This window comes from Flavobacterium kingsejongi, from assembly GCF_003076475.1.
GTDB classification, from domain to species: domain Bacteria; phylum Bacteroidota; class Bacteroidia; order Flavobacteriales; family Flavobacteriaceae; genus Flavobacterium; species Flavobacterium kingsejongi.
This window is the reverse complement of record NZ_CP020919.1, coordinates 783217-806874: the sequence shown is the minus strand read 5'-3', so window position 1 is coordinate 806874 and position 23658 is coordinate 783217. Positions and strand designations below refer to the sequence as shown.

Annotated in this window: 21 protein-coding genes; 11 read left to right on the top strand and 10 right to left on the bottom strand. The window is 41.4% G+C overall.

The annotated features are described in order from the left end of the window. Both FK004_RS03475 and FK004_RS03470 read left to right on the top strand, forming a co-directional pair. Positions 1–3168, top strand: coding sequence for an efflux RND transporter permease subunit (locus FK004_RS03475; RefSeq protein WP_108736001.1), 3168 nt, complete (start codon positions 1–3; stop codon positions 3166–3168). After that, positions 3158–4573, top strand: coding sequence for an efflux transporter outer membrane subunit (locus FK004_RS03470; RefSeq protein ID WP_193844353.1), 1416 nt, complete (start codon positions 3158–3160; stop codon positions 4571–4573). The genes FK004_RS03475 and FK004_RS03470 overlap by 11 nt, the downstream gene beginning before the upstream one ends. 125 nt (positions 4574–4698) lie before the next feature. Here FK004_RS03470 and FK004_RS03465 read toward each other — a convergent pair whose 3' ends face one another. Continuing rightward, complete coding sequence (locus tag FK004_RS03465; RefSeq protein ID WP_108735999.1) at positions 4699–5430, bottom strand: DUF6261 family protein; 732 nt, start codon at positions 5428–5430, stop codon at positions 4699–4701. Between the two features lie 700 nt (positions 5431–6130). Here FK004_RS03465 and FK004_RS03460 point away from each other — a divergent pair. After that, complete coding sequence (locus FK004_RS03460; protein ID WP_108735998.1) at positions 6131–6511, top strand: hypothetical protein; 381 nt, start codon at positions 6131–6133, stop codon at positions 6509–6511. A 116-nt stretch (positions 6512–6627) separates the two neighbouring features. Continuing rightward, positions 6628–7221, top strand: coding sequence for a thioredoxin domain-containing protein (locus FK004_RS03455; protein ID WP_157956022.1), 594 nt, complete (start codon positions 6628–6630; stop codon positions 7219–7221). Positions 7222–7261: 40 nt separating this feature from the next. Here the strand turns inward: FK004_RS03455 and FK004_RS03450 are convergent, their stop codons facing one another. Continuing rightward, on the bottom strand, positions 7262–8230 hold the full coding sequence (locus FK004_RS03450; protein WP_108735996.1) for a YpdA family putative bacillithiol disulfide reductase: 969 nt from the start codon (positions 8228–8230) through the stop codon (positions 7262–7264). Positions 8231–8291: 61 nt separating this feature from the next. Continuing rightward, positions 8292–8759: a CYTH domain-containing protein gene (locus tag FK004_RS03445; RefSeq protein ID WP_108735995.1), complete on the bottom strand. Its 468-nt coding sequence runs from the start codon at positions 8757–8759 to the stop codon at positions 8292–8294. A 78-nt stretch (positions 8760–8837) separates the two neighbouring features. Between FK004_RS03445 and FK004_RS03440 the strand changes: the two genes are divergently transcribed. Further along, positions 8838–10877: a site-specific recombinase gene (locus FK004_RS03440; RefSeq protein ID WP_108735994.1), complete on the top strand. Its 2040-nt coding sequence runs from the start codon at positions 8838–8840 to the stop codon at positions 10875–10877. On the opposite strand, the gene FK004_RS03435 is transcribed toward FK004_RS03440, so the two are convergent. Continuing rightward, entirely contained in the window at positions 10870–11535 is a 666-nt protein-coding gene (locus tag FK004_RS03435; RefSeq protein WP_108735993.1) for an NAD(P)H-binding protein, read from the bottom strand. The two genes, FK004_RS03440 and FK004_RS03435, sit on opposite strands and share 8 nt — an antisense overlap. Positions 11536–11715: 180 nt before the next feature. On the opposite strand from FK004_RS03435, the gene dinB reads away from it, so the two are divergent. Both dinB and FK004_RS03425 read left to right on the top strand, forming a co-directional pair. Next, on the top strand, positions 11716–12801 hold the full coding sequence (dinB, locus tag FK004_RS03430; RefSeq protein WP_108735992.1) for a DNA polymerase IV: 1086 nt from the start codon (positions 11716–11718) through the stop codon (positions 12799–12801). A 75-nt stretch (positions 12802–12876) separates the two neighbouring features. Beyond that, entirely contained in the window at positions 12877–13392 is a 516-nt protein-coding gene (locus FK004_RS03425) for a PAS domain-containing protein (protein WP_108735991.1), read from the top strand. Between the two features lie 55 nt (positions 13393–13447). On the opposite strand, the gene FK004_RS03420 is transcribed toward FK004_RS03425, so the two are convergent. The 6 genes from FK004_RS03420 to FK004_RS03395 form a co-directional block, all read right to left on the bottom strand. Continuing rightward, positions 13448–14215 (bottom strand): Bax inhibitor-1/YccA family protein, encoded by a 768-nt coding sequence (locus FK004_RS03420; RefSeq protein ID WP_108735990.1) that lies wholly within the window; start codon positions 14213–14215, stop codon positions 13448–13450. 215 nt (positions 14216–14430) lie between these two features. Further along, positions 14431–15864: a pyruvate kinase gene (pyk, locus tag FK004_RS03415; RefSeq protein ID WP_108735989.1), complete on the bottom strand. Its 1434-nt coding sequence runs from the start codon at positions 15862–15864 to the stop codon at positions 14431–14433. A 5-nt stretch (positions 15865–15869) separates the two neighbouring features. Further along, positions 15870–16358 (bottom strand): IPExxxVDY family protein, encoded by a 489-nt coding sequence (locus tag FK004_RS03410; RefSeq protein ID WP_108735988.1) that lies wholly within the window; start codon positions 16356–16358, stop codon positions 15870–15872. Positions 16359–16471: 113 nt separating this feature from the next. Then, entirely contained in the window at positions 16472–17212 is a 741-nt protein-coding gene (rnc, locus tag FK004_RS03405; protein ID WP_108735987.1) for a ribonuclease III, read from the bottom strand. Positions 17213–17217: 5 nt separating this feature from the next. After that, positions 17218–18471 carry a beta-ketoacyl-ACP synthase II gene (gene fabF, locus FK004_RS03400; protein WP_108735986.1) on the bottom strand — a complete coding sequence of 418 codons (1254 nt, stop codon included), beginning with the start codon at positions 18469–18471 and terminating at the stop codon, positions 17218–17220. A 186-nt stretch (positions 18472–18657) separates the two neighbouring features. Continuing rightward, on the bottom strand, positions 18658–18894 hold the full coding sequence (locus FK004_RS03395; RefSeq protein WP_007137004.1) for an acyl carrier protein: 237 nt from the start codon (positions 18892–18894) through the stop codon (positions 18658–18660). A 175-nt stretch (positions 18895–19069) separates the two neighbouring features. Here FK004_RS03395 and purN point away from each other — a divergent pair, with 175 nt between their 5' ends. The 4 genes from purN to FK004_RS03375 all read left to right on the top strand — a co-directional run bounded on the left by purN (position 19070) and on the right by FK004_RS03375 (position 23250). Then, the gene (gene purN / locus FK004_RS03390) at positions 19070–19636 is read left to right on the top strand and encodes a phosphoribosylglycinamide formyltransferase (protein WP_108735985.1); all 567 of its coding nucleotides are present in this window, start codon (positions 19070–19072) and stop codon (positions 19634–19636) included. A 22-nt stretch (positions 19637–19658) separates the two neighbouring features. Beyond that, the gene (gene rnhA, locus FK004_RS03385; RefSeq protein ID WP_108735984.1) at positions 19659–20135 is read left to right on the top strand and encodes a ribonuclease HI; all 477 of its coding nucleotides are present in this window, start codon (positions 19659–19661) and stop codon (positions 20133–20135) included. 114 nt (positions 20136–20249) lie between these two features. After that, positions 20250–21179: a PfkB family carbohydrate kinase gene (locus tag FK004_RS03380; protein ID WP_108735983.1), complete on the top strand. Its 930-nt coding sequence runs from the start codon at positions 20250–20252 to the stop codon at positions 21177–21179. 172 nt (positions 21180–21351) lie between these two features. Next, positions 21352–23250, top strand: a complete 1899-nt coding sequence (locus FK004_RS03375) for an amidophosphoribosyltransferase (RefSeq protein ID WP_108735982.1) — start codon at positions 21352–21354, stop codon at positions 23248–23250. The last annotated feature ends 408 nt before the right edge of the window (positions 23251–23658 follow it).

Sequence of the window (23658 nt, the reverse complement as noted above, 5' to 3'; positions counted from 1 at the left end):
ATGTTAAAAACATTTATAGAAAGACCGGTACTCTCTACCGTAATTTCGATCTTAATTACCATTTTAGGGGTGTTGGGATTGATGTCTTTACCGATAGAGCAATATCCTGAAATTGCACCACCGACAGTTCAGGTCAGTGCCACCTATACCGGAGCCAACTCCGAAACCGTACTGAATAGTGTGGTAGTACCGTTGGAAGAAGAAATTAATGGGGTGGAAGGGATGACTTATATGACCTCTTCTGCTGCGAATGACGGTTCGGCCAAAATTACCGTTTTCTTTGAATTGGGTACCGATCCGGATATTGCGGCGGTAAACGTTCAGAACCGTGTATCACGGGCAACCAGCAAATTACCAGCTGCCGTAGTACAAACCGGGGTAACAACGATCAAGAGCCAGGCCGGTTCCCTGATGTTCCTGTCGTTGTATTCCGACAGTAAAGAATATGATGGAACCTATGTTCAGAATTTTGCCAAGATCAACCTTGTGCCTAAATTACAGCGTGTCAACGGTGTAGGTCAGGTGAATGTATTCGGTGCGAAAGATTATTCGATGCGTATCTGGATCGATCCTGAAAAAATGAACGCCTATAATATAGCTCCAAAAGACATTCAGGCTGCCCTGATGGAACAAAACGTGGAAGCTGCTCCGGGTAAATTCGGGGAAAATGCAACGGGTGTTTATGAATATGTAATCAAATACAAAGGACGTCTGTCCCAGGTATCTGAATATGAGAATATTGTCATCAAATCTTCCGGTAATGGGAATTTCCTAAGGCTGAAAGATGTGGCAACAGTAGAATTGGGTGCCTTTAATTATGGAGCCAAAAACTTTGGTATGGGTAAAGAAGGGGTCGCTATTGGTATCTTCCAGACTTCCGGATCCAATGCCCAGGAAATTATCGAGGATGTTTTAAAAATTATGGACGAAAGCAAAGCCGATTTCCCAAAAGGGATCGAGTATGTTATTCCGTTTAATACCAAAACGTTCCTGGATGCTTCCATCCATAAAGTAATCTCTACCCTGGTAGAAGCTTTTATCCTGGTATTTATTGTGGTATTCGTATTCCTTCAGGATTTCCGTTCTACCCTGATACCGGCTATTGCTGTTCCGGTAGCGATTATCGGTACATTCTTCTTCCTGAGCCTCTTTGGGTTCTCGATCAATATGTTAACGCTTTTTGCGATGGTACTGGCTATTGGTATTGTGGTCGATGATGCGATTGTCGTCGTCGAGGCGGTGCACGCCAAATTAGATGAAGGGGCTAAATCTGGTAAGGAAGCGACACTTTCTGCCATGAATGAGATTTCTGGTGCGATCGTTTCCATTACACTGGTAATGTCGGCGGTATTTATTCCGGTATCGTTCCTGAAAGGGCCATCCGGGGTATTCTATCAGCAGTTTGCGATTACACTGGCAATTGCGATTTTGATTTCTGCGGTAAACGCATTGACATTGAGCCCGGCTTTATGTGCCTTGTTCCTGAAACCACATGATGGTGCTAAACACCATAAGAAAAATATTAAAGACCGTTTCTTTGATGCGTTCAACGTTGGATTTGATTCGTTGAACCGTAAATACACCCGATCACTGGGCGTATTGGTAAAAAGAAAATGGATCACTGTGGTAGGGCTTTTGGTCTTTACCGCTGTAACCATCTTATTGTTCAAAACCACACCTTCCGGATTTATCCCGAATGAAGACCGTGGAATTATCATGGCCGATATTACAATGCCTCCGGGAACAACATTGGAAAAAACACAGATTGCCGTAAACCAACTGGATTCCTTACTGGTCTCTATGCCTTTGGTAGAAGCCCGTATGAGTGTTGTCGGATTCAGTTTGCTGAATGGGGTAAATGGTGGTTCGTACGCCTTTGCCGTAATCAAATTAAAAGACTGGGACCAACGTAAGGAGGCCAATCAGTCTGTAGATGCAATATTAGGGGAACTTTTTGCCCGTACTGCCGGATTTAAAGATGCTAAACTATTGTTCTTTACCCCTCCGAGTGTATCGGGATTTGGTACTGCCGATGGTTTTGAATTCAAATTACAGGATAAAGGGGATGACAGCTGGCAAACCGTGAGTGGGGTAACCGGGGAATTCCTGCAGGCGTTGAACCAACGTCCGGAAATCCAGTATGCGATGACCAACTTTAACCCGAACTTCCCGCAATACCAAATGGACATCAATATCGAAAGAGCAAAAGATGCCGGGGTTGCCATAAGTGATATCTTCAATACGATGCAAGGGTACTATGGTGGATTGTATACGACTGACTTCAACCGTTTCGGAAAGCAGTTTCGTGTCATGATCCAGGCCAAACCGGAGCAGCGTGCGGATGAGAATTCGATCAATAATATTTATGTACGAAATGATAAAGGGCAGCAGGTTGCGATCAGCCAGTTTATCGATTTCAAAAAAGTATACGGACCGGAAGCGGTAAGCCGATTCAACATGCTGAAAGCCGTAAACATTAATGGTAAAGCAAAACCAGGCTACAGTTCAGGGGATGCGATTAAGGCCATTCAGGAAGTTGCAGCACAGCATTTGCCAAAAACCTATGGCTATGAATTTTCCGGGATGACCCGTGAGGAAATTCTTGCCGGAAGCCAGGCAGCGGGTGTATTCCTGTTGAGTTTGATCTTTGTATACTTCCTGTTAAGTGCACAATACGAGAGTTACTTGGTACCTTTTGCGGTATTATTATCCTTACCGGTAGGTATTGCCGGAGCCATTGGCTTTGTGAAACTGGCTGGTCTGGAGAATAATATCTACTTTCAGGTTGCCCTGATCATGCTTATCGGACTGCTCGCCAAGAATGCGATTTTGATTGTCGAATTTGCCATCCAGCGAAGGAAACATGGAATGAGCCTTTTTGAATCAGCGATTGATGGTGCCCGTGCGCGTTTGCGTCCGATCTTAATGACCTCTTTTGCCTTTATCCTCGGATTGATCCCGCTGGCATTTGCCAATGGTGTAGGAGCTGTAGGTAACCGTTCTATCGGTATGGGAGCTGTAGGGGGAATGTTGATTGGAACTTTAATCGGGGTGTTCTTTATTCCGGTATTGTTCGTGATTTTCCAAGGGCTTCAGGAACGTATTTCCGGAAAACCAACAGAACAGGAATCTGATGTTTTACTTTTAAATGAAGAAAATGAGAATTAAACCAGTATATAAAATAGCTGTGATTGTGGTAGCAGGAGTTACCATGCAATCGTGTTTTGTTGCCAAAAAATACGAGAGACCACAGGTAAAAACAGAAGATTTGTACCGTACTCAGGCTGCTTCAACCGATACCGTTTCGATGGCATCGGTAGCCTGGGACCACATCTTTACCGACCCGATTTTACAGGGCTATATCAAAACAGGATTACAAAATAACCTCGATATCCGTATCGCACTACAGAATATTGTAGCTGCCGAAGCGACGATGAAACAGGGGAAAGCCGGGTATTTCCCGACGCTTTCTACCGGAGCAGACTGGACACACCAGGAACTTTCCAAAAATAGCCAGTTGGGTGCCTTATTCAGCAGTGGCGGTGGAAAAACCAATGTAGACCAGTACCAGCTTACCGGAACCCTGGCCTGGGAAGCAGATGTTTGGGGTAAGATCCGAAGCAACAAACGCGCGACCAATGCGAGTTACCTGCAGACGATTGCCGCAAACCAATTGGTAAAAACCCAATTGATCGCTAATATTGCCTCTACCTATTACCAGTTGTTGTCCTTGGATGCACAGGTAAAAGTGGCAGAGCAGAATTTGGTGAACCGTAATGAAAGTATCGAAACCATCCATGCCTTGAAAGATGCCGGGAATGTGAATGAAGTAGGGGTGAAACAAACGGAAGCACAGAAATATGCTACCGAAGTTATCCTGGCAGACCTGAAATACAATATCGTAGTATTGGAAAATACCATGAGTATTTTGTTGGGCGAAGCGCCAAAAGCAATCAACCGTAGTGATTTTGCAAGTCAGAACCTGGCGCCGCAAATTACCTTAGGAGTGTCCGCAGCCTTATTGCGCAACCGTCCTGATGTTATTGCTGCAGAATACAACCTGGTAAACACTTTTGAGTTGACCAATGTAGCCCGAAGCAGTTTTTACCCATCGCTGAAAATTACCGCTACCGGTGGTTTGCAGAGTATTGATATCAAGGAGTGGATGAGTGCCCGTTCGTTATTTGCCAATGTGGTAACCGGACTGACCCAGCCGATTTTCAACCAACGCCAGATCAAAACCCGTTATGAAGTGGCCAAAGCCAACCAGGAACAGGCTTACCTGCAGTTTGAGAAATCATTGCTGACAGCGGGTAAAGAAGTATCGGATGCGCTGGCGATGTACAACAATGAGACCTATAAGATTTCAGTACGCGAACAACAGGTGGATGCGTTGCGAAAAGCCGCTGATTATTCCGATGAGTTACTGACCTATGGTCTGGTAAACTACCTGGAAGTATTGACTGCAAAAGACAATGCGCTGACCACCGAACTGAACCTGATTGACAATAAATACAAGCAATACAATGCAGTAATTACACTATACCGTGCTTTAGGCGGGGGATGGCAGTAAGGCTGTGACAGGAGATTAATTAATTTTTGGTTACTATTAATTACGTAAAAACCACCGGTACTTCAGGTATCCGGTGGTTTTTTGGTTTATGCCGCCTCAGCAGCAATGTCTGAAATGTACGGGATTTATGCGTCCGGGGTAGCATCGGCAACACCGGAACGGTGCGCGAGGATATCGGCATAATACTTTCTTCCATGGTTAATTGCGGTAACGATCTGATTATAGTAAGGGGTGTTTTTTCGTTTCGCCATTATGGCACAATACTGCGCCAACTCGGTATAGGTGTTTAAAATCGTTTTACGAAGCATTTTTGTGTCGTAAACAGTGGTGGTGATTGTCTCGGTCGACCGGGAATCAAACATGCCTTTAAAAGCTTCATTTGCGGTTTCGAGTACCGTGATGTGGTTTTCCATGCCTAATGTTTGTATCGCAGGTAAATATTGGGCAGAACGCAACGTCGAAATTAGAGTATTGATGGCTAATGTCTCCGCTTCAAAATTCATACGGATAAGATCCCGGTAGGTTTTCAGGACAATCCGGAGGAGGGTATAAGCGCTTTTTTCGGCCGGGTCATCGGTATAGCGGTGTACCAGAAGTGCTTGGCGCAAGGTGGCAAATTTCTGGTCGCGTACCTGATCCAGTTGTGCCAATGCTCCCGAAGCTGCCTTGGCCCTGATTTGCATCAAAGCGAGTTCATAGACGACGGCCTGTTCTTTTAAGCTGTCATAACTCAGTTGGAATTCAGGATCCTCTGACGGATCCAGTCCTAAGCTGTCAAAATCAGTCAGGAAACGGTTAATAAATTGTCCGGACTCTACATACTGCAGCCGGTTTAGGCTAATTTGTTGTAATTTCATGTATAAAAAGTTTAAATTAATTTATTTATAACTTTTTAATAATAAAAATATTGTAATAAGATTTAAATATAATTTTATCCTTATTTTTTTATTAATATGTTTTTAGTGCTCTTTTTTGATATTTTAATAATCTTTAATGTTAGGATTCTATGATTTTACCACGCATTTAATGGTCTAAAAAAGACAAAATTCTAAAAAAGGGGGTGTTGTCCACGATGGAAAATGGTAAAAAAACCTGCAGCAGCTCGTCCACGATAGTGGACGAGCTGCTGCAGACATGCAGGAGGCTATTTTCGATCGTGGACAGGGGCAGCGACTATGCAGGGACTTGTCCACGACCGTGGACGGAGTGCTGCAGACATGCAGGAGGTCATTTTCGATCGTGGACGGACGCAGCGAACGTGCAGCAGCCTGTCCACGACCGTGGATAGCTTCCTTTTTTTGATAATGTAGGAAAATCAGTAGCGTTAAGCTGTTGTTTTGTAGTGATTTGTGATTTGTATGCTGTATTCTGTTTAAGAATATAACAGCACAATGTTAAAATTATATGGGTTGATCAAGGCGAATAGAAATAAACAGCTCTTGGCACGCTATTATTCGAAATAATAGACTTTGAATGGTATAAAAATTCAATTGTCATTTGTTTTCTGTACTGTGTGAAGTAAATTTAAGATAGTAACAATTTAAAAAATAAGCGATTATGAAAAAAACTATTTTAAGTTTCGTTGTACTGCTTTTCTCGGTGTTTATTTTTTATGCTTTTAGTCCTAATGAAAGAAGGAAAGCGACCGGAAAACAGGGAAATGCAACCAGTACTGAAGTCTATGATACTGAAAACCTGATGGCAGGCCCGCCTTTTACCGATCTTATTTGTGGCTCCGTTAGGATACCGAGTGCAAAATGGGACCAACTCTGGAGTGTATATGCCGGGCAAGGTGCTACGCAGTTATTGTATGGCTGTACTGAAGATGGGAGGATTATTATCAGCCAGGATGGTAAAAACATCCAAAGGCCGGAATGGGTTCTCAGTACTGCTGCCGCAATACTGGGCATAAACCCGAATAGAATTATTGTATTGTAATTAAAATCAATTTACATTCACAAATGGTTGCTCTTAAATGAGTAGCCATTTTTTATAGTGCCTCTATCGTAATAAATTAGTGTATGTTTGTGGGTAACAACCCTCTTACTCTGATTATGAAAAAAACACTACTATTATTACTACTGCTTATAACCGCCATTTCTTTTGGGCAGGCCACTGAAACACCGATCAAACCGAAAAGCTATACGCTGGAACGCTCTAAAAGTCCAAATGCATTTCGTGTCGAAGGGCAGGATCTCAAAAACCTGGCTTACAATGCTAAAGGAAAAGCGTTATTTTACACATTTGGGGTATGGTGCGGTCCCTGCAGAGAGCATCTGCCTGCTGCTTATAAATTAGCCAAAGACTATGATATGCCCTTTTATGTGGTATTGGTGGAAGATGAAGATGACCTGAATAATGTCAATGGTGCTGTCTCTTATTTGCACGAATTTGCAAAAGATATCAAAGTGCTGATTCTAAAAAATAATGACTTCTATGGTACAATCAGGCGGAAGAAAAATAAAAACTTTGTAAAAGAAATTACCCCGCCCGAACTGGAAGTGATTGATGATTACTCGAAGTTTATCCTCATTGATAAAAGCCAAAAGGTCCTCATGGTGACCACTTGGAAAGATTACAACAAAGCCGATGGGCGCGATGTCAACAAAATGATCGAAAGGCGTTTGCTGCCCCTTCTGAAAGAATAAGAATTACTACCCGATAGCCTGTTAGCCATCGGGTATTTTTTTAGATAGCGGTAATATGGTCGATAATCATATCGGCATGTACCCGTGAATTTTCGATATACCATTTTTGGGTTTCCAGTCCCCCACAAACGACACCTGCGAGATACAGTCCCGGAACATTGGTTTCCATCGTTTCGGGATTGTATTCCGGAACACATTTGCCATCGGCAGAAAGCGTAATGCCGGATTGGGTCAGGAAATCCAAATCCGGACGGTAGCCCGTTAATGCCAGTACCACATCATTGGCTACTGTAATGGGGCCATTCGGTGTGGCGATATCCACTTCCGTATCGCGGATTTCGGTGACATTGGATTCAAAATAAGCTGTAATGCTCCCTTCGGCAATGCGATTTTCGATATCCGGTTTGGCCCAGTATTTTACCCTGTTGTTGATTTCATTTTTCCGGATTACCATAATGACTTCGGCACCTTTACGCCAGCATTCCAAGGCCGCATCGACAGAAGAGTTGTTTGCGCCTACGATCAGGATTTTACGGAATGCATATTCGTGGGATTCTTTATAATAATGGGCAACTTTAGGCAGGTTTTCGCCGGGAATCTCCATCAATAAAGGGATGTCGTAAAACCCCGTGGCAATAATAACCTTGCGGGTAGTATATTCCGATTTTGCTGTAGTGACCTGAAAAAGGGAGCCGGTTTTGGTGATACGGTCTGCTTTTTCAAACAGCTGTATGTTGAAGTTGAAATACCGGTGAATGTTCCGGTAATATTCCAATGCCTCCTGACGGCCCGGTTTCGGGGCAATACAGTTGAACGGAATAGCGCCTATTTCCAGCCTTTCGGCAGTGGAAAAGAACGTCATGTAAAGGGGGTAATGAAAAATGCTGTTGACGAGCGATCCTTTTTCAAGGATTAAGTAATCTAGTCCTTTTTGTTGCGCTGCTATGGCACAGGCCAATCCAATAGGGCCACCGCCAATAATGATAATGTCGTATGTTTTCTCCGTCATGGCGCAAAGTTAAAAAGCGAAAAAGGAAACGGCTAAAAAAGCATGTTAAATGTCAGCGGAATTACCAAGAAGCGAAGGGATTATTGCTCAAATAGGAATTGTAATAGCGGTTGTCGCCTGTTTTTTCTTCACCCAACCAACTCGGACGTTCAAACGATTCATTTTCAGATTGTAATTCTACTTCTGCCAAAACCAATCCTTCATTGCTACCGTGGAATTCATCCACTTCAAAAACGTGGCCTCCGATAAAGATTTCATGACGGGTTTTGTCGATAGTGCCTTTTTCGCATAAAGCCATCAATTGTTCAGCCTCATGGTGTGGGATTTCCTTTTCCCATTCAAAACGGGTAGTGCCGGAATCGTTTCCTTTGCCTTTGATGGTGAGAAAGCCCTGTTCCCCTTTGATACGGACGCGTACCGTTCGCTCCGGATCGGAATTGAGATAGCCCTGGATAATTCGTTTTGAAATAACAGCCTGGGTTTTGTAAACATCAGAAGTGACCAGGAATTTACGTTCTATTTCAAGCATTTTTAGTATATTTTATGGCGGCAAGATACTAAATTTCTAATCGTATTCGTATTTTTACGGAAATTAGAACTGAGTAGAATGAAATTGAGAAGAAAGCCAAAAATGACATTAAAGCGCTATTTTGAAGAAAACTTTAATGACAAGCAGTTATGGAAATTTAAAACAGAAGATGTTGAATTAATGGTGGAACTGGTCAATCTGGTTCGCCCGAAAAACCCAAAAACAATTCCTGTTGTAGACTTGTCCGAACTAATTGGCCTCCTCCAGGAAAATCCTGGCTATCGCGAAGGGCTGCTGGACTATATCAAAAGCCAGCTGGCCAATAAGAAGTTCAATAAAATCCTTTCGGATGCCGGTATTCTCCAGGATGCCGATTTCTTTTATGAAGTGCGTAAAAGGCTCTTTGCCAAATTTATTCCCGAACAGCCTGAAAAAGATACCCTGCAATTTATACTGAACCAGGTTTTCTTTGTCAATACCGATCCGTTATGGATCAAGAAAATTCCCCAGGAGCAGATCCGGGAGTTGTTTTCCCTGTTGAAATTTCGCTCTATTTACCTTTCCAGTGCCGAGAATTCCCCGCTTACCGAATTGGTTTTTGCTATGGAAGTGATTACACACCGCATCTGTGGGCGTGCTATGGAAACGGATGTCATCCAGATGGTACCGGAATATGAAAACTTCGAAAGCCCTTTCCTGGCTTTCCAGCGGGAATTGCTGCTGATGGGGGAAAAGCTGATTGAATCCCGGAAGAATTTCATCGATGCAGGAGATTTAGGCTACAAACAGTTGGTAATCCTGCACAAGCAGTGTACGGATTATGTCGAAAATGCCTTTAAGAACAGTAATAAATATGGAATTTCGCTGCGGGTAAACCAAAGTCTGTTGCGAATCCGCCAGCAATTATACCGATTAAAATCCCTGTTGCCGCTATTGATACTGCGGGAAGTGGAAGATGCTGACAGGAATACCATTTACCTTTCCTATAAGCTCATCAAGTACAATTGTGATAAGAACAACATCCGTAAGCTGATCAATGAGAGTACCCAGTTGTTGTCCTATGAAGTCACCCAGCATACCGCCAATACCGGGGAACATTATATTACCAACAGCCGTAAGGAATATTATAAAATGTTCCGTACTGCTGCAGGAGGTGGTTTTATTGTAGGCATACTGTGTATTATAAAAGTGCTCTTGGGAAAAGTGGAAACCAGCGGATTTGGCCATGCCTTTCTCTATAGCATGAATTATTCGTTTGGTTTTATTGCCATTTATATCTGCGGATTTACACTGGCTACAAAACAGCCAGCGATGACGGCATCTGCCTTGGTGCGCGCATTGCAGGAGGGCTTCAAGCAAAAAGTACAGGAGGATAATGAGTACAAATACAAAAAATTCGCGATCTTTTTTGCCCGGGTCTTCCGTTCGCAGTTTATTGCCTTTGTCGGAAACGTGATCATTGCCTTTCCGGTCTCGTTGCTTGGGATATGGCTTATCGATGAGGCTTTTCATTACAATATCGCGCAGGAGAAATGGCCTACACTGCTCAATGACCTGCACCCGATTTATTCGGCAGCCATCTTTCATGCCGCAATAGCCGGGGTATTCCTATTTTTGTCAGGTATCATTGCGGGTAGTATTGCCAATCGGGACAAGCACAATCATATTTACTATCGGATTCAGGAACACCCTTTGCTTAAATTGAGTTTAGGTAAAACACGAACCAAGAAATTAGCAGGCCTTTATGAGAAGAAATGGGCCGGGATCATCTCGAATTTCTGGTTTGGTATTTTTATGGGAAGTACAGCTTCTATCGGGATATTCCTGGGATTGAATATTGATATCAGGCACATCACTTTTGCCAGTGGTAATCTGGCTTTGGCATTGTATGGTGCCGATTTCTACATCACCAATTGGATGTTATTTTGGGGAGTCTTAGGGATTGGAATCATTGGACTGGTCAATTTCATTGTGAGTTTCAGCCTGTCGTTAGGACTTGCATTCCGTTCCCGTAACATCCCGCTCTCCGAATTACGTCAGGTGGCAGGGGCAATTTTCCGTTACTTTATGAGCAAACCCTTGCATTTCTTTTTCCCGCCTAAAAGCAGTATTACGTAATGGCCCGATGGGCAATCTCCTGTATTTTATCAGAAGGTACAAAAGTAGCATAGTCATGTGTGGCAAGCCACTGCATGGCTATGGCAATTTTTTCTGCGATGATGCTTCGGTATTTCCGCGCACTTCCAACAAGTAATGGATTCAATAGCGCCATAAATCCGGTGGCTATTTTTTCCAGTATCCGGCTGTCAGCTCTTTTGCTGACGATCAGGGAAGGCTGGAGGATATGGGTTTTCGGCAATGCCAGTTCCAAAACGGCATCCTGCATTTCTCCTTTGGTTTTAGTATAAAAAGTGCTGCTTTTGCTATTGGCACCCAGGGCTGAAATGACAATAAAAACCGGAATGCCATTTTCTTTGGACAATCGTGCTGCGGTTACCGGAATGCCGAAATCAATTTTTCGGTATTGTGTGGTATCTGGTGTTTTGGCTTTTGTAGTGCCAATGCAGCAAAATACGACATCGCCGGTGAATACTGTTGCATAGCGCTCCAGTTCCAATACATCAATTTTATGGTAGTCAATTTTTGCCGCTGTGTGCGTGTTTTCGCCCCGGGCAAATAATTTGATTTTTGAATATTCAGGATCCTGCAATAGCTTTTCCAGCAATTGACTTCCGACGGCTCCTGTGGCTCCTAAAATAATAGCTGTTTTTCCCATGTCGTATATGAAATAAAAATTAAGGGGTGATGATTGCAGGGTGTCAATCTGTTGTTGTATCTAAAACATTGTCTTTATCTTTGCACTACCCTAAGGTATCGGATAAGGATAACGTGATGGTAGCCTGCTTTTTACAAATATATTTAAAATCGGGTTTCAGGAATCATTTAAAAGCATAAAATGGAGGAGGTTTTGGTGCAGCGAAAAATTATTCATGTGGATATGGATGCATTCTATGCTTCTGTAGAGCAGATGGATTTTCCGGAACTGAAAGGAAAACCCGTTGCTGTAGGTGGAGGTGAAAACCGGGGTGTGGTAGCAGCCGCGAGTTATGAAGCCCGTAAATTTGGGGTGCGGAGTGCGATGAGTGGTTACCTGGCCAAAAAGAATTGCCCGGATTTGATTTTTGTCCGGCCGCGTTTTGACCGTTACAAAGAAATTTCCCGAAAAATCAGGACCATATTCCTGGAATATACCGATCTGGTAGAGCCGCTGTCTTTGGATGAGGCCTATCTAGATGTAACGTATAATAAAAAAGGAAACCCAAGTGCTTCAATGATTGCACGGGAGATCCGGGAACGCATATTCCAGGAAACAGGATTGACTGCTTCTGCAGGGATTTCAGTAAATAAATTTATTGCCAAGGTCGCGAGTGACTACAACAAACCCAACGGGCAAAAGACGGTAGGGCCGGACGATGTGCTTGCATTCTTAGAACAACTCGCGATTGGGAAGTTTTATGGGGTAGGGAAAGTGACTACCGAAAAAATGTACCAACTGGGTATTTTTACCGGGTTGGATCTTAAAACGAAATCCCTGGAGTTTTTGGTAGAGCAGTTTGGGAAGTCCGGGACTTTCTATTATTATGTCGTCCGTGGGATCCATAACAGCGAAGTGAAACCAAACCGTATTGCCAAGTCCGTAGGGACAGAACATACTTTTGATACCAATATTTCTTCGGAAGTTTTTATGGAGGAGAAACTTGAAATTATTGCCAATGAATTAGCATCTCGTTTGCAGAAGCATAAAGTGTCCGGAAAGACCATCACATTAAAAATCAAATACAGCGATTTTACACAGCAAACCCGCAGCAAGACATTGCCGTATTTTATTTCGGACAAAAGCCTTATTATGGAAAGTGTACGGGAACTGCTCTATCAGGAGAAATTAAAAGATTCGGTGCGTTTATTGGGTATTTCATTAGGGAACCTGAATACGGAAGTGAAGAAAACAGTAGTAGCGGTACAATTGAAATTCGATTTCTAAGAGTTCATAAATAAATGGTAATTTTAAGAAGGGATCAACATATAGCGGTAATTTTGCTGAAGCAAAAAACAAGGGATGACTAATTTTAAAGACTATGATGACGCCAATGCTCTTTTTTCAGGCCAACTGAAAATTAAAGCTTTGCCATTGCTTTCCTGGGATTTCTACGGAATCTATTATCAGGAGGTAAATGCTATGCTGTCGGATGCCAAGAAAATTGAAGAATTCTCTGTTGCAGCGCAGTGGGAAAACCCACCCGAATGGAAAGCCCGCCTGGAAGAGGATCACGTTGTGGTTATCACAGATCCGGAGCTGACGATTGTGTTTGCTTCCCGGAATATGTTCCGGATGAATGGGTATAACCCGGAAGAAGTGGTAGGTAAAAAACCAAAAGTATTTCAGGGAATGGCTACAGCACCTATTGTAAAGCAAAAAATAAAAAAAGCCATTAGCACGGAACAGCCATTTACGGCGACATTAATTAACTATTCCAAAGACGGTACCCCTTATAATTGTTATATTGAAGGCGTGCCGGTATTCAATAAAAAAGGCAAGCTTTCACACTTCATGGCATTTGAGAAAGTAGCATAATCAAAAAGGGCTTAACATTAGATGTTAAGCCCTTTTTATTATTATTGTCATCCGATTAGTTTCGGCTGCTAATTTTAGAAAACAAACGCAGGAATTCTACATACAGCCATACCAGCGTAATCATTAATCCCATAGAGCTGTACCATTCCATATATTTTGGGGCTTCCATCTGTGCTCCTTTTTCGATTTGGTCGAAATCCAGGAAAAGATTCAAAGCAGCTACTATAATAACGAAAACACTAATTCCGATACTCAGTAGGGAGTTTCCGTAATGTGGCGGTACAAAGCTTGTAAACATCGTTAAAAGCCATGAAACCACATAAAAGGTCGCAATAGCCAGTGTAGCAGCGATTACAATGCCTTTAAAGCGTTCCGTTACGTTTACAATACGGAATTTATACAGTGCAAAACACACGATAAACGTGATGAAGGTCGCGCCTACCGCCTGAACGACTATGCCAGGATATGATAGTTCAAAAAATGCGGAGATCCCACCAATGAACAATCCTTCGAACAAGGCGTAGCCCGGGGCAAGATAACCCGATAAATGCGGTTTGAAAGAAGCTACCACTACTAAAATAAGACCTACAATTGCACCACCCACCATAGGAATGATAGCATTGAGGCCTGTAATGGTCATATACCAGGTAACGCAGGCTGTGGCTATTAATAATCCGAGCAGTATAAAACTTTTGTTGATGGTTCCCTGAAGGGTCATAGTACCGTCAAGCTGTGCCGGATTGTGAATGATTTCAGCGTCATATCGACTTACTTTTTGAAACGATTTGTCTTTCAAAAAAGGGTTTTTAGATTGTAAGGCCATAATTTTTATTTAAATGAATTCAAAAATAATCAAATTTGGTGGATATAACCAATATTTCACTGTTTATAGCGTTGGCGGATAGGAAAGATGAGCTATGCTAAATAGGGCAGGGCTTGTCTTTTTCTCTGATGGATCTGATTAAAGGGATAGCCTATAAGTAAAAAGTCCGCAATTCTGTAAAAACAGTTTGCGGACTTTTTAGTATTGTGGTGGTATTAGTCTGTGATTTCAGAAACCCTTAAGGTATTTACCATTCCTTTTTCTACTACTGGCATAGCAGCAAGGTTGACCAGCATGTCTCCTTTTTCTACGTATCCTTTTTCTCTGGCAATATCGTTTACATGTTCAACGGTATCATCGGTACTTACGAATTCGTCATAGTAAATTGGAGTTACTCCCCATAATAATCCCAATTGTGTCAGAATTCTTTTGTTGGATGTAAAAACAAGAATATGAGCTTGTGGTCTCCAGGCAGAAATTTGGAATGCTGTATAACCGCTGTTTGTCAATGTTGAAATCGCTTTTGCTTTGATAACATTGGCCATTTGTGCAGCGTGGTAACAAATTGATTTAGTAATAAATCTTTTTGTACGTACCTGTGGAGTATTTTGTGGTACCTGGATTAGTGGTGAATCTTCCACCGCTTCGATGATCTGGGTCATTTTTTCAATAACCTGGATTGGATAGTTTCCTACCGAAGTTTCTCCGGAAAGCATAACCGCATCAGCACCGTCCATTACAGAGTTGGCCACGTCATTTACCTCTGCACGTGTGGGTGTAAGGCTGGTGATCATAGTTTCCATCATTTGTGTAGCGATGATTACCGGGATACGGGCTGTTTTAGCTCTGTTTACCAGTTTTTTCTGGATCAAAGGTACCTCATGTGCCGGAACTTCAACACCAAGGTCACCACGGGCTACCATCAGGCCGTCACAGAAAGCAACGATTTTGTCGATATTCTCAACACCTTCCGGTTTCTCGATTTTTGCAATAATTGGAATTTTATAGCTGGAATGTTTTGCGATCAAATCTTGCAATTCCATTAAATCTTCTGCAGTTCTTACGAATGAAAGAGCAATCCAGTCTACCTGGTTTTCAATAGCAAAAAGGGCATCTTTAATATCTTTTTGTGTCAGTGCAGGAAGGGATACTTTTGTATTCGGAAGGTTAACGCCTTTTTTAGATTTCAAAGGGCCTCCTTGTACAACTCTGGCTAAAACTTCAGTATCACGGTCGGTTTCTACCACTTCAAAGATCAGTTTACCGTCATCCAGCAATACTCTTTCTCCCGGATTTACATCCTTAGGAAATTCTTTGTAGTTCATGTATACACGTTCAGCGGTACCAGGAATGTCCTCGGCAGTAGTGAAAGTGATAAGGTCACCTTTGTTGACGATAATATCTTCTTTCATTACGCCTACACGTAATTTTGGTCCTTGTAAATCGGCTAATATGGAAGTGTTGTATCCGAATTCATCATTCAGGCTTCTGATGATGTCTATCTTTTCTTTTACATCCGTGTAATCGGCATGGGAAAAATTAATTCTAAACACATTTACACCTGCAATGATCATCTCGTTAATAACTTCTCTGGTGCTGCAGGCCGGGCCTAATGTGGCTACAATTTTAGTCTTTTTTCTTGTTGACATTGTAATTAAAAAATTAAATTGTTTTTTGATTTTATCTGTTCAAAATTTATGTTGTAGACAGTGGTGATCCTGTCGATTGAATTTAGCGCATTTGTAATCTCTGCTACATCAAAAGTAGCATCAACGTTTTCTATCTTTAGTAAGTAATCTACTTTTTTAAATTCAGGAAGCAGGTATACTTTACGGGAAGTCTCAAAAGAGGCATCACCGAAAAGATTCTGACTGTTTTTTTTATCGGAGAGGGTAATCGCAGATTTGTTTTGGATCAATGTCCAGGTAATATGCTTCTTATTATCCTCAAATACAAAGCTTGAAAAGCAGGTTTCGCCTTCTGTTGTATTCGTGTGTATCCCTTGTTCTGTTTTGTGTAAAACGAGTTCCAGTTTCTGGTTGGTCAGGTAGGCTAAACGAAAATCTTCAAGAGTGGTATGGATGGCAATCACCTCATAATCAACTTCGTCAAAATCATCAATATTCAGCTTATGAATTGCCATTTCAATAAAAATAAGCTGTAAATATAGGGATTTATGTAATAGAAAAAACGGGTGAAAATGGAAGTTAACGTAATTTTTACAACGAAAACGTTTTAGTTTTCGTTAAAGTTATTTTATTTATTGTTAATTTTTTCCTGAAAAGCAAAATAGGCTCTTTTTGATGCTATTTCTTCGGCCTTCTTTTTGGAAGTGGCTCGTGCTTTTGCAATGATTTTGTTGTCAATGCTTAGTTTTACCCCAAAGAATTTCTGTGCATCGATGCCGTTGTCTTCAAAAACGTCATAATGAAAAGTCCGTTTTTCTTTCTGGCACCATTCGATAAGCAGGCTTTTATAGCTGATGACTTTTCCTTCTAATTTTGGGATGTCTACATAAGGGGCGATCACACGGTTGTGGATGAATTTTTCACAATAGATGTAGCCTTTGTCCAGGTAGATAGCGCCCACAAGCGCTTCGAATAAATTGCCATGTATGTTTTCGCCAAAGTGCTGTGTCAGGACTTTGCTTTCTACGAGATCAATAAGGTGCAGGTCACGGCCCAATTCATTCAGGTGTTCCCTGCTGACAATTTTAGAACGCATTTTGGTAAGGTATCCTTCATCTCCCGAAGGGACCTGATTGAAAAGATGTGCTGCAATGACGCTGCTGAGCATAGCATCCCCTAAAAATTCCAGGCGTTCATAATTCAAAGGATTGCCCGCAGCATCCAGTTTGTTGGTGGAGCGGTGGGTGAAAGCCCTCTTGTAATGGTCGATAGTATCCGGGGTAAAGCCCAGTATTTTCTGAATAGTATCAAAAAAAATCCCGCCTTCTTGAGCACGGGATTTTGAAAATATTTTTTTAAATAAGTGCATCTGGATTAGAAATCTAATTTTTTAACCAGTACGCAGGCATTGTGGCCTCCAAAACCAAAAGTATTGCTCATTACAACGTTCATCTCCCTTTTTTGGGCAACGTTAAATGTGAAATTCAATTTGGAATCGATATTCTCATCATCTGTAAAATGATTGATGGTTGGCGGTACAATACCGTATTTCATAGAAAGGATAGAGGCTATCGTTTCAATTGCTCCGGCAGCTCCCAACAAGTGGCCTGTCATCGATTTTGTCGAGTTCAGGTTTAGTTTGTAAGCATGCTCTCCAAAAACGTGTTGTATGGCTTTAGATTCTGCAATGTCACCTAATGGTGTTGATGTTCCGTGCATGTTTACACCATCGACGTCCTCAGGACGTAATCCGGCATCTCTAAGGCAGTTCAGCATTACGTTTTTAGCGCCAAATCCTTCCGGATGCGGTGCCGTAATGTGATAGGCATCAGCGGACATTCCGCCACCGCCAATTTCACAATATATCGTAGCGCCACGTGCAATAGCATGTTCGTATTCTTCAAGGATCAGTGCTCCGGCACCTTCACCAAGGACAAAGCCTTCACGGTCTTTATCCATAGGCCGTGATGCAGTTTTTGGATCGTCATTACGGGTGGATAGAGCATGCATAGCGTTAAAACCGCCCATTCCGGCAATCGTAACAGCTGCTTCAGATCCTCCAGTAACCATGACGTCTGCATGATTCAGGCGTATGTAATTGAAAGCATCAATCAGGGCATTGGTAGAGGAAGCACAAGCCGAAACGGTTGTGAAGTTCGGGCCTCTGAACCCGTATTTTATTGAAATATGACCACCAGCAATATCGGCAATCATTTTTGGTATGAAGAACGGATTGAATTTTGGAACTCCGTTTCCTTTTGTAAATTCCATTACTTCTTGCTGGAATGTCTCAAGGCCTCCGATTCCGGATCCCCAAATAACTCCAACCCTGTCTTTATCTAAGGTATCTAAGTTAAAATTAGCATCTTTTACAGCTTCTTCAGAGGAAACCATGGCGTATTGTGCATAACGGTCCATTTTACGGGCTTCTTTTCTGTCGATGAAATTTGTAACGTCAAAATTCTTAAGTTCACAGGCAAATTTTGTTTTGAAATGCGTTGTGTCAAAATAAGTGATTGGGGCAGCACCGCTAACGCCATTAATAAGGGCATTCCAGTACTCTTGTATATTATTTCCAATAGGAGTAAGCGCGCCTAAACCTGTTACAACAACTCGCCTTAATGTCATACGTGAATTTTTATAGTTTTCAATTGAAACAAATAAACCCATGCCGTCTTCATCTAAAAAATTATCTAAAGAAACACAGGTATATGTGAAATATCATAATGACTGATTACCAGTCAGTAAATCTGAATAATGGCAATAAATAATAACATCCATGTGCTGCAAGAACACATGGATGCCTATTATTTATTATTTTTTTGCTTCTTCGATGTAAGAAATAGCTTGACCAACAGTAGCAATGTTCTCTGCCTGATCGTCTGGAATCTGGATGTCAAATTCTTTTTCAAACTCCATGATAAGCTCAACAGTGTCTAATGAATCAGCTCCCAAATCATTTGTGAAGCTTGCTTCTGTTACAACTTCGTTTTCGTCAACACCTAATTTGTCTACGATAATCGCTTTTACTCTTGATGCAATGTCTGACATAATCTTTAATTTTAGAATTTTAATTGATGGCAAAAATAAAAAACTTTATTTTAAAACAACGGATAACCTGAAAAATGTGACACTAAAATAAAAAATAAATTTCAGAAACTCTCCCAATTACCTTTATTTTATGGTTTATTATTCTTTTTTTTGCATGATAAAATTTTAAAAATTGATGAAAAATATCGTGGTTTTTGCCTCCGGATCGGGCTCAAATGCTGAAAATATAATTAATTATTTCGCAAAAAGCGCCACCGCAAGGGTAGTTGCGGTGTTTTGCAATGCAAAAAATGCTGGTGTTCTAGAGCGTGCGGAACGCCTAAATGTACCCTCAGAACTGTTCTCAAAAGAGGACTTTTTGACGCCATTAGTGTTGGAAAAACTAAAAAATTACCAACCGGACCTAGTCGTTTTGGCTGGTTTTTTGGCCAAAATTCCGGCTGATATCATTGCCGCTTTCCCTAATAAAATAATAAATATCCATCCGGCCCTGCTTCCAAAATATGGTGGAAAAGGAATGTATGGGATGCATGTGCATCGGGCAGTGGCTGAAAATCGCGACCCGGAAACGGGAATATCGGTGCATTTTGTCAATGAGCATTATGATGAGGGAAATATCATTGCACAGCATAAAGTGGCTTTGCATCCCGAAGACCAGGCCGAAGAAATAGCCGCAAAAATACACAGGCTGGAACAGGAATTTTTCCCTATAGTCGTGGAAGAAGTGTTGCAAAAACAGTAATAATATAGCAGAATAGAATCAAATGAATACAAATCACCAGGTACATATATATACTGACGGAGCGGCAAAAGGAAATCCTGGACCCGGTGGTTATGGTGTTGTGATGGAATGGGTAGGTACTGCTTACCGTAAAGAGTTTTTTGAGGGTTTTCGGCTTACGACCAATAACAGAATGGAATTATTAGCGGTTATTGTGGGGCTCGAAAAGCTTAAAATGGCCAATACGCGGGTGCTTGTCGTTTCGGATTCCAAATATGTGATTGATTCGGTTGTAAAAGGCTGGGTGTTTGGCTGGGAGAAAAAAGGATATACCGGCAAAAAGAATCCCGATTTATGGAAACGCTTCCTTGTGATCTACCGCATGCATAAAGTTGATTTTAAATGGATAAAAGGGCATAATAACCATCCGCAGAATGAAAGATGTGATGAGCTGGCTGTTAGGGCGGCTACACAGAAACAACTTTCGGTAGATGCATATTATGAATCCGAAGCCAAATAACAAGATACTGACCTGTAAATCAACTGTGTATATTAGTTTAATTTTGTGATAGCCAAGTTTTGCAACTTTGTAACTTATAAAGTATCTTTGCACCTTAAATTCCAAATTGTAAAAATGAATAAATTGCTTATTGTCGGAACAGTTGCTTTCGACGCTATAGAAACACCGTTTGGCAAAACTGATAAAATATTAGGAGGAGCGGCTACTTATATAGGTCTTTCCGCTGCTCATTTTAATGTAAAATCAGCAATTGTTTCTGTAGTTGGAGACGATTTTCCGCAAGAATACCTCGATTTATTGACGGAGCGAAATATTGATATTTCAGGCTTGGAAATAGTAAAAGGCGGAAAAACCTTTTTCTGGAGTGGACGTTACCATAATGATTTGAACTCAAGAGATACACTGGATACACAATTAAATGTGTTGGCAGATTTTCAGCCTAAAGTACCTCAGGAGTTTACGACGTCGGATGTGGTTCTTTTAGGAAACCTTCACCCGTTAGTACAAAGCAGTGTATTGGATCAGATGACCCAAAAGCCAAAGCTGATTGTATTGGATACCATGAATTTCTGGATGGACTGTGCGTTACCGGAATTACTGGATGTGATAAAACGGGTTGATGTCATTACAATCAACGATGAAGAAGCACGCCAGCTTTCAGGAGAATATTCCCTGGTAAAAGCAGCAGCAAAAATTCAAACCATGGGGCCTAAATTTGTAGTGATTAAAAAAGGAGAGCATGGTGCTTTACTGTTTCACGATAAAGAAATCTTCTTTGCACCGGCATTGCCGTTAGAAGAAGTTTTTGACCCAACCGGAGCAGGGGATACCTTTGCGGGAGGATTTGCGGGCTACATTACACAAAGCGAAAATATATCATTTAAAAATATGAAGAATGCGATCATCTATGGGTCGAATCTGGCTTCTTTCTGTGTGGAAGAATTTGGGACACAGCGCATGGAGCGGCTTACCAATCAGGATGTGTTGAGCAGACTGAGACAGTTTAAAGCGCTGACACAATTTGATATCGTATTAGAAGAATAAAGGGCTTTGCCCGAATGCCCCGGAAACGGGGCTTTTTTGATTTTACTTTTAAAAATACATTCCCAATGGAGTGTAGTCAGGAAGTAGAAGAAGGAAAATAAAAATTAGCAATACAATAACAACAACAAACAAACCCGCCTGGTAAAACAGGCACTACAACTACAACAAGACAATGAGCGATGCTTTAAAACACGAGTGTGGTATAGCCCTTTTAAGACTGTTAAAGCCCTTGGAATACTACAAGGAGAAATACGGTACGGCTTTTTATGGAATACAGAAGATGTATCTTCTAATGGAGAAACAGCATAATCGCGGACAGGATGGTGCTGGGTTAGCCAGTATAAAACTGGACATGGAGCCGGGTGAGCGTTACATCAGCAGGGTTCGTTCGAACCAGTCTCAGCCGATCCAGGATATTTTTATGCAAATCAATGGCAGGATAAATGAAGAAATGGCACTGCATCCTGAATATACGGATAATGTTGCCCTTCAAAAGGCGGAAATTCCTTATATCGGGGAATTGTTTTTAGGGCACGTACGGTATGGTACATTTGGTAAAAACAGTATTGAAAGTGTACATCCCTTCCTGCGCCAGAATAACTGGATGCACCGAAACCTGATTGTTGCCGGGAATTTTAATATGACGAATGTTTCGGAACTTTTCAATAGCCTTGTTGAAGTGGGGCAGCACCCCAAAGAAATGGCAGACACGGTTACCGTAATGGAAAAAATCGGTCATTTCTTGGATGATGAAGTGGATGATTTGTATTTCAAATGTAAAAATGAAGGCTACTCGAAAAGAGAAGCGTCTCCGGTAATTGCAGAACGTCTGGATATTGCTAAAATATTGAGAAGAGCAGCGAAGAACTGGGATGGTGGTTATGCTATGGCAGGACTTTTAGGGCATGGAGATTCTTTTGTCTTCCGTGACCCTGCGGGAATACGTCCGGCATATTATTACCAGGATGATGAGATTGTTGTAGTAGCATCCGAAAGACCGGTAATACAAACGGTATTCAATGTGAAATTTGAAGATGTAAAAGAAATTGAACCGGGACATGCTTTGATTGTAAAAAAAGACGGTAGAATATCCGATGAGGAAATTTTAGCGCCACTACCAAAGAAGGCTTGTTCTTTTGAGCGTATTTACTTTTCCCGTGGAAGTGATGCGGAAATATATAAAGAAAGAAAGGAATTGGGAAGACTGATCCTTCCGGCAGTACTGGAAGCCATTGATGAAGATACGGATAATACGGTTTTTTCTTATATCCCTAATACTGCAGAGACGTCGTTCTATGGCCTTGTTGAAGCGGCACAGGATTTCCTGAACCAACGCAAGAACAATTATATCCTTAAAAATAAAGATACACTGACTGCCCAGACGCTTCAGGAGTTGCTATCGGTAAAAATCCGTACGGAAAAGGTAGCGATTAAAGATGCCAAATTACGAACGTTTATTACAGAAGATAGCAGCCGTGACGATTTGGTTGCGCATGTCTATGATGTGACCTATGGCGTGATCCAGCCTACGGATAATCTTGTTATTATTGATGATAGTATCGTTCGCGGGACTACATTGAAAAAGAGTATTCTTAAAATGATGGATCGACTAAATCCTAAAAAGATTGTGGTCGTTTCTTCGGCACCACAAATCAGGTATCCGGACTGCTATGGTATTGACATGGCTAAACTGGAAGGTTTGGTTGCTTTTCAGGCAGCTTTAGAGTTGCTGAAGGAAAGAGGGCTGTATTCCATTGTAGAAGAGGTATACGCGAAATGTAAAGCACAAGAGCATTATAAAGATAAAGACGTGGTAAATTATGTCAAAGAATTTTATGCGCCTTTCACCGATCAGGAGATTTCGGATAAAATTGGAGTAATGCTAAGTTCTTCGGATATCAATGCCGAGGTAAAAGTAATTTTTCAAACTGTTGACAATCTTCATATCGCCTGTCCTAAGAATTTAGGGGATTGGTACTTCACAGGAGACTATCCGACACCGGGTGGAAATCGTGTCGTAAACCGTGCTTTTATTAATTTTTATGAAGGAAATGATGCGAGAGCTTATTAAATAACTGTTAAATAATGCAGTTAATCGTTTTTTTAGGTAATTCATCAGATTTATTTTGAAGGCTGAATAACACGACATATATTTGTACTACCATTAATATTAAGTAGGTTAAGTTTATGGTAAGATTTGGGGCAAAAAAGGTGGAAGCAATTCCACCTTTTTTATTTTATACCCATTCCAGGAAATAGCAACTTCCCGGTTTTTAAACTGTTTTTCAGGAATTTGTAGTTTTTTTTATGCTGGCTGGTGAAAATGAAGTTGAAGCCTTTAAAATAGGGGCTTTCAGATTTTTCAAAAAAATAAACGAATTTGTTTTTTATTTTTTTTAGGCCTTGTCTTTGAGATATTTGCTGTTTTATTTTGATATTATAAAATGTCAGCGTACATTCGTATCGCCATTAACATTAG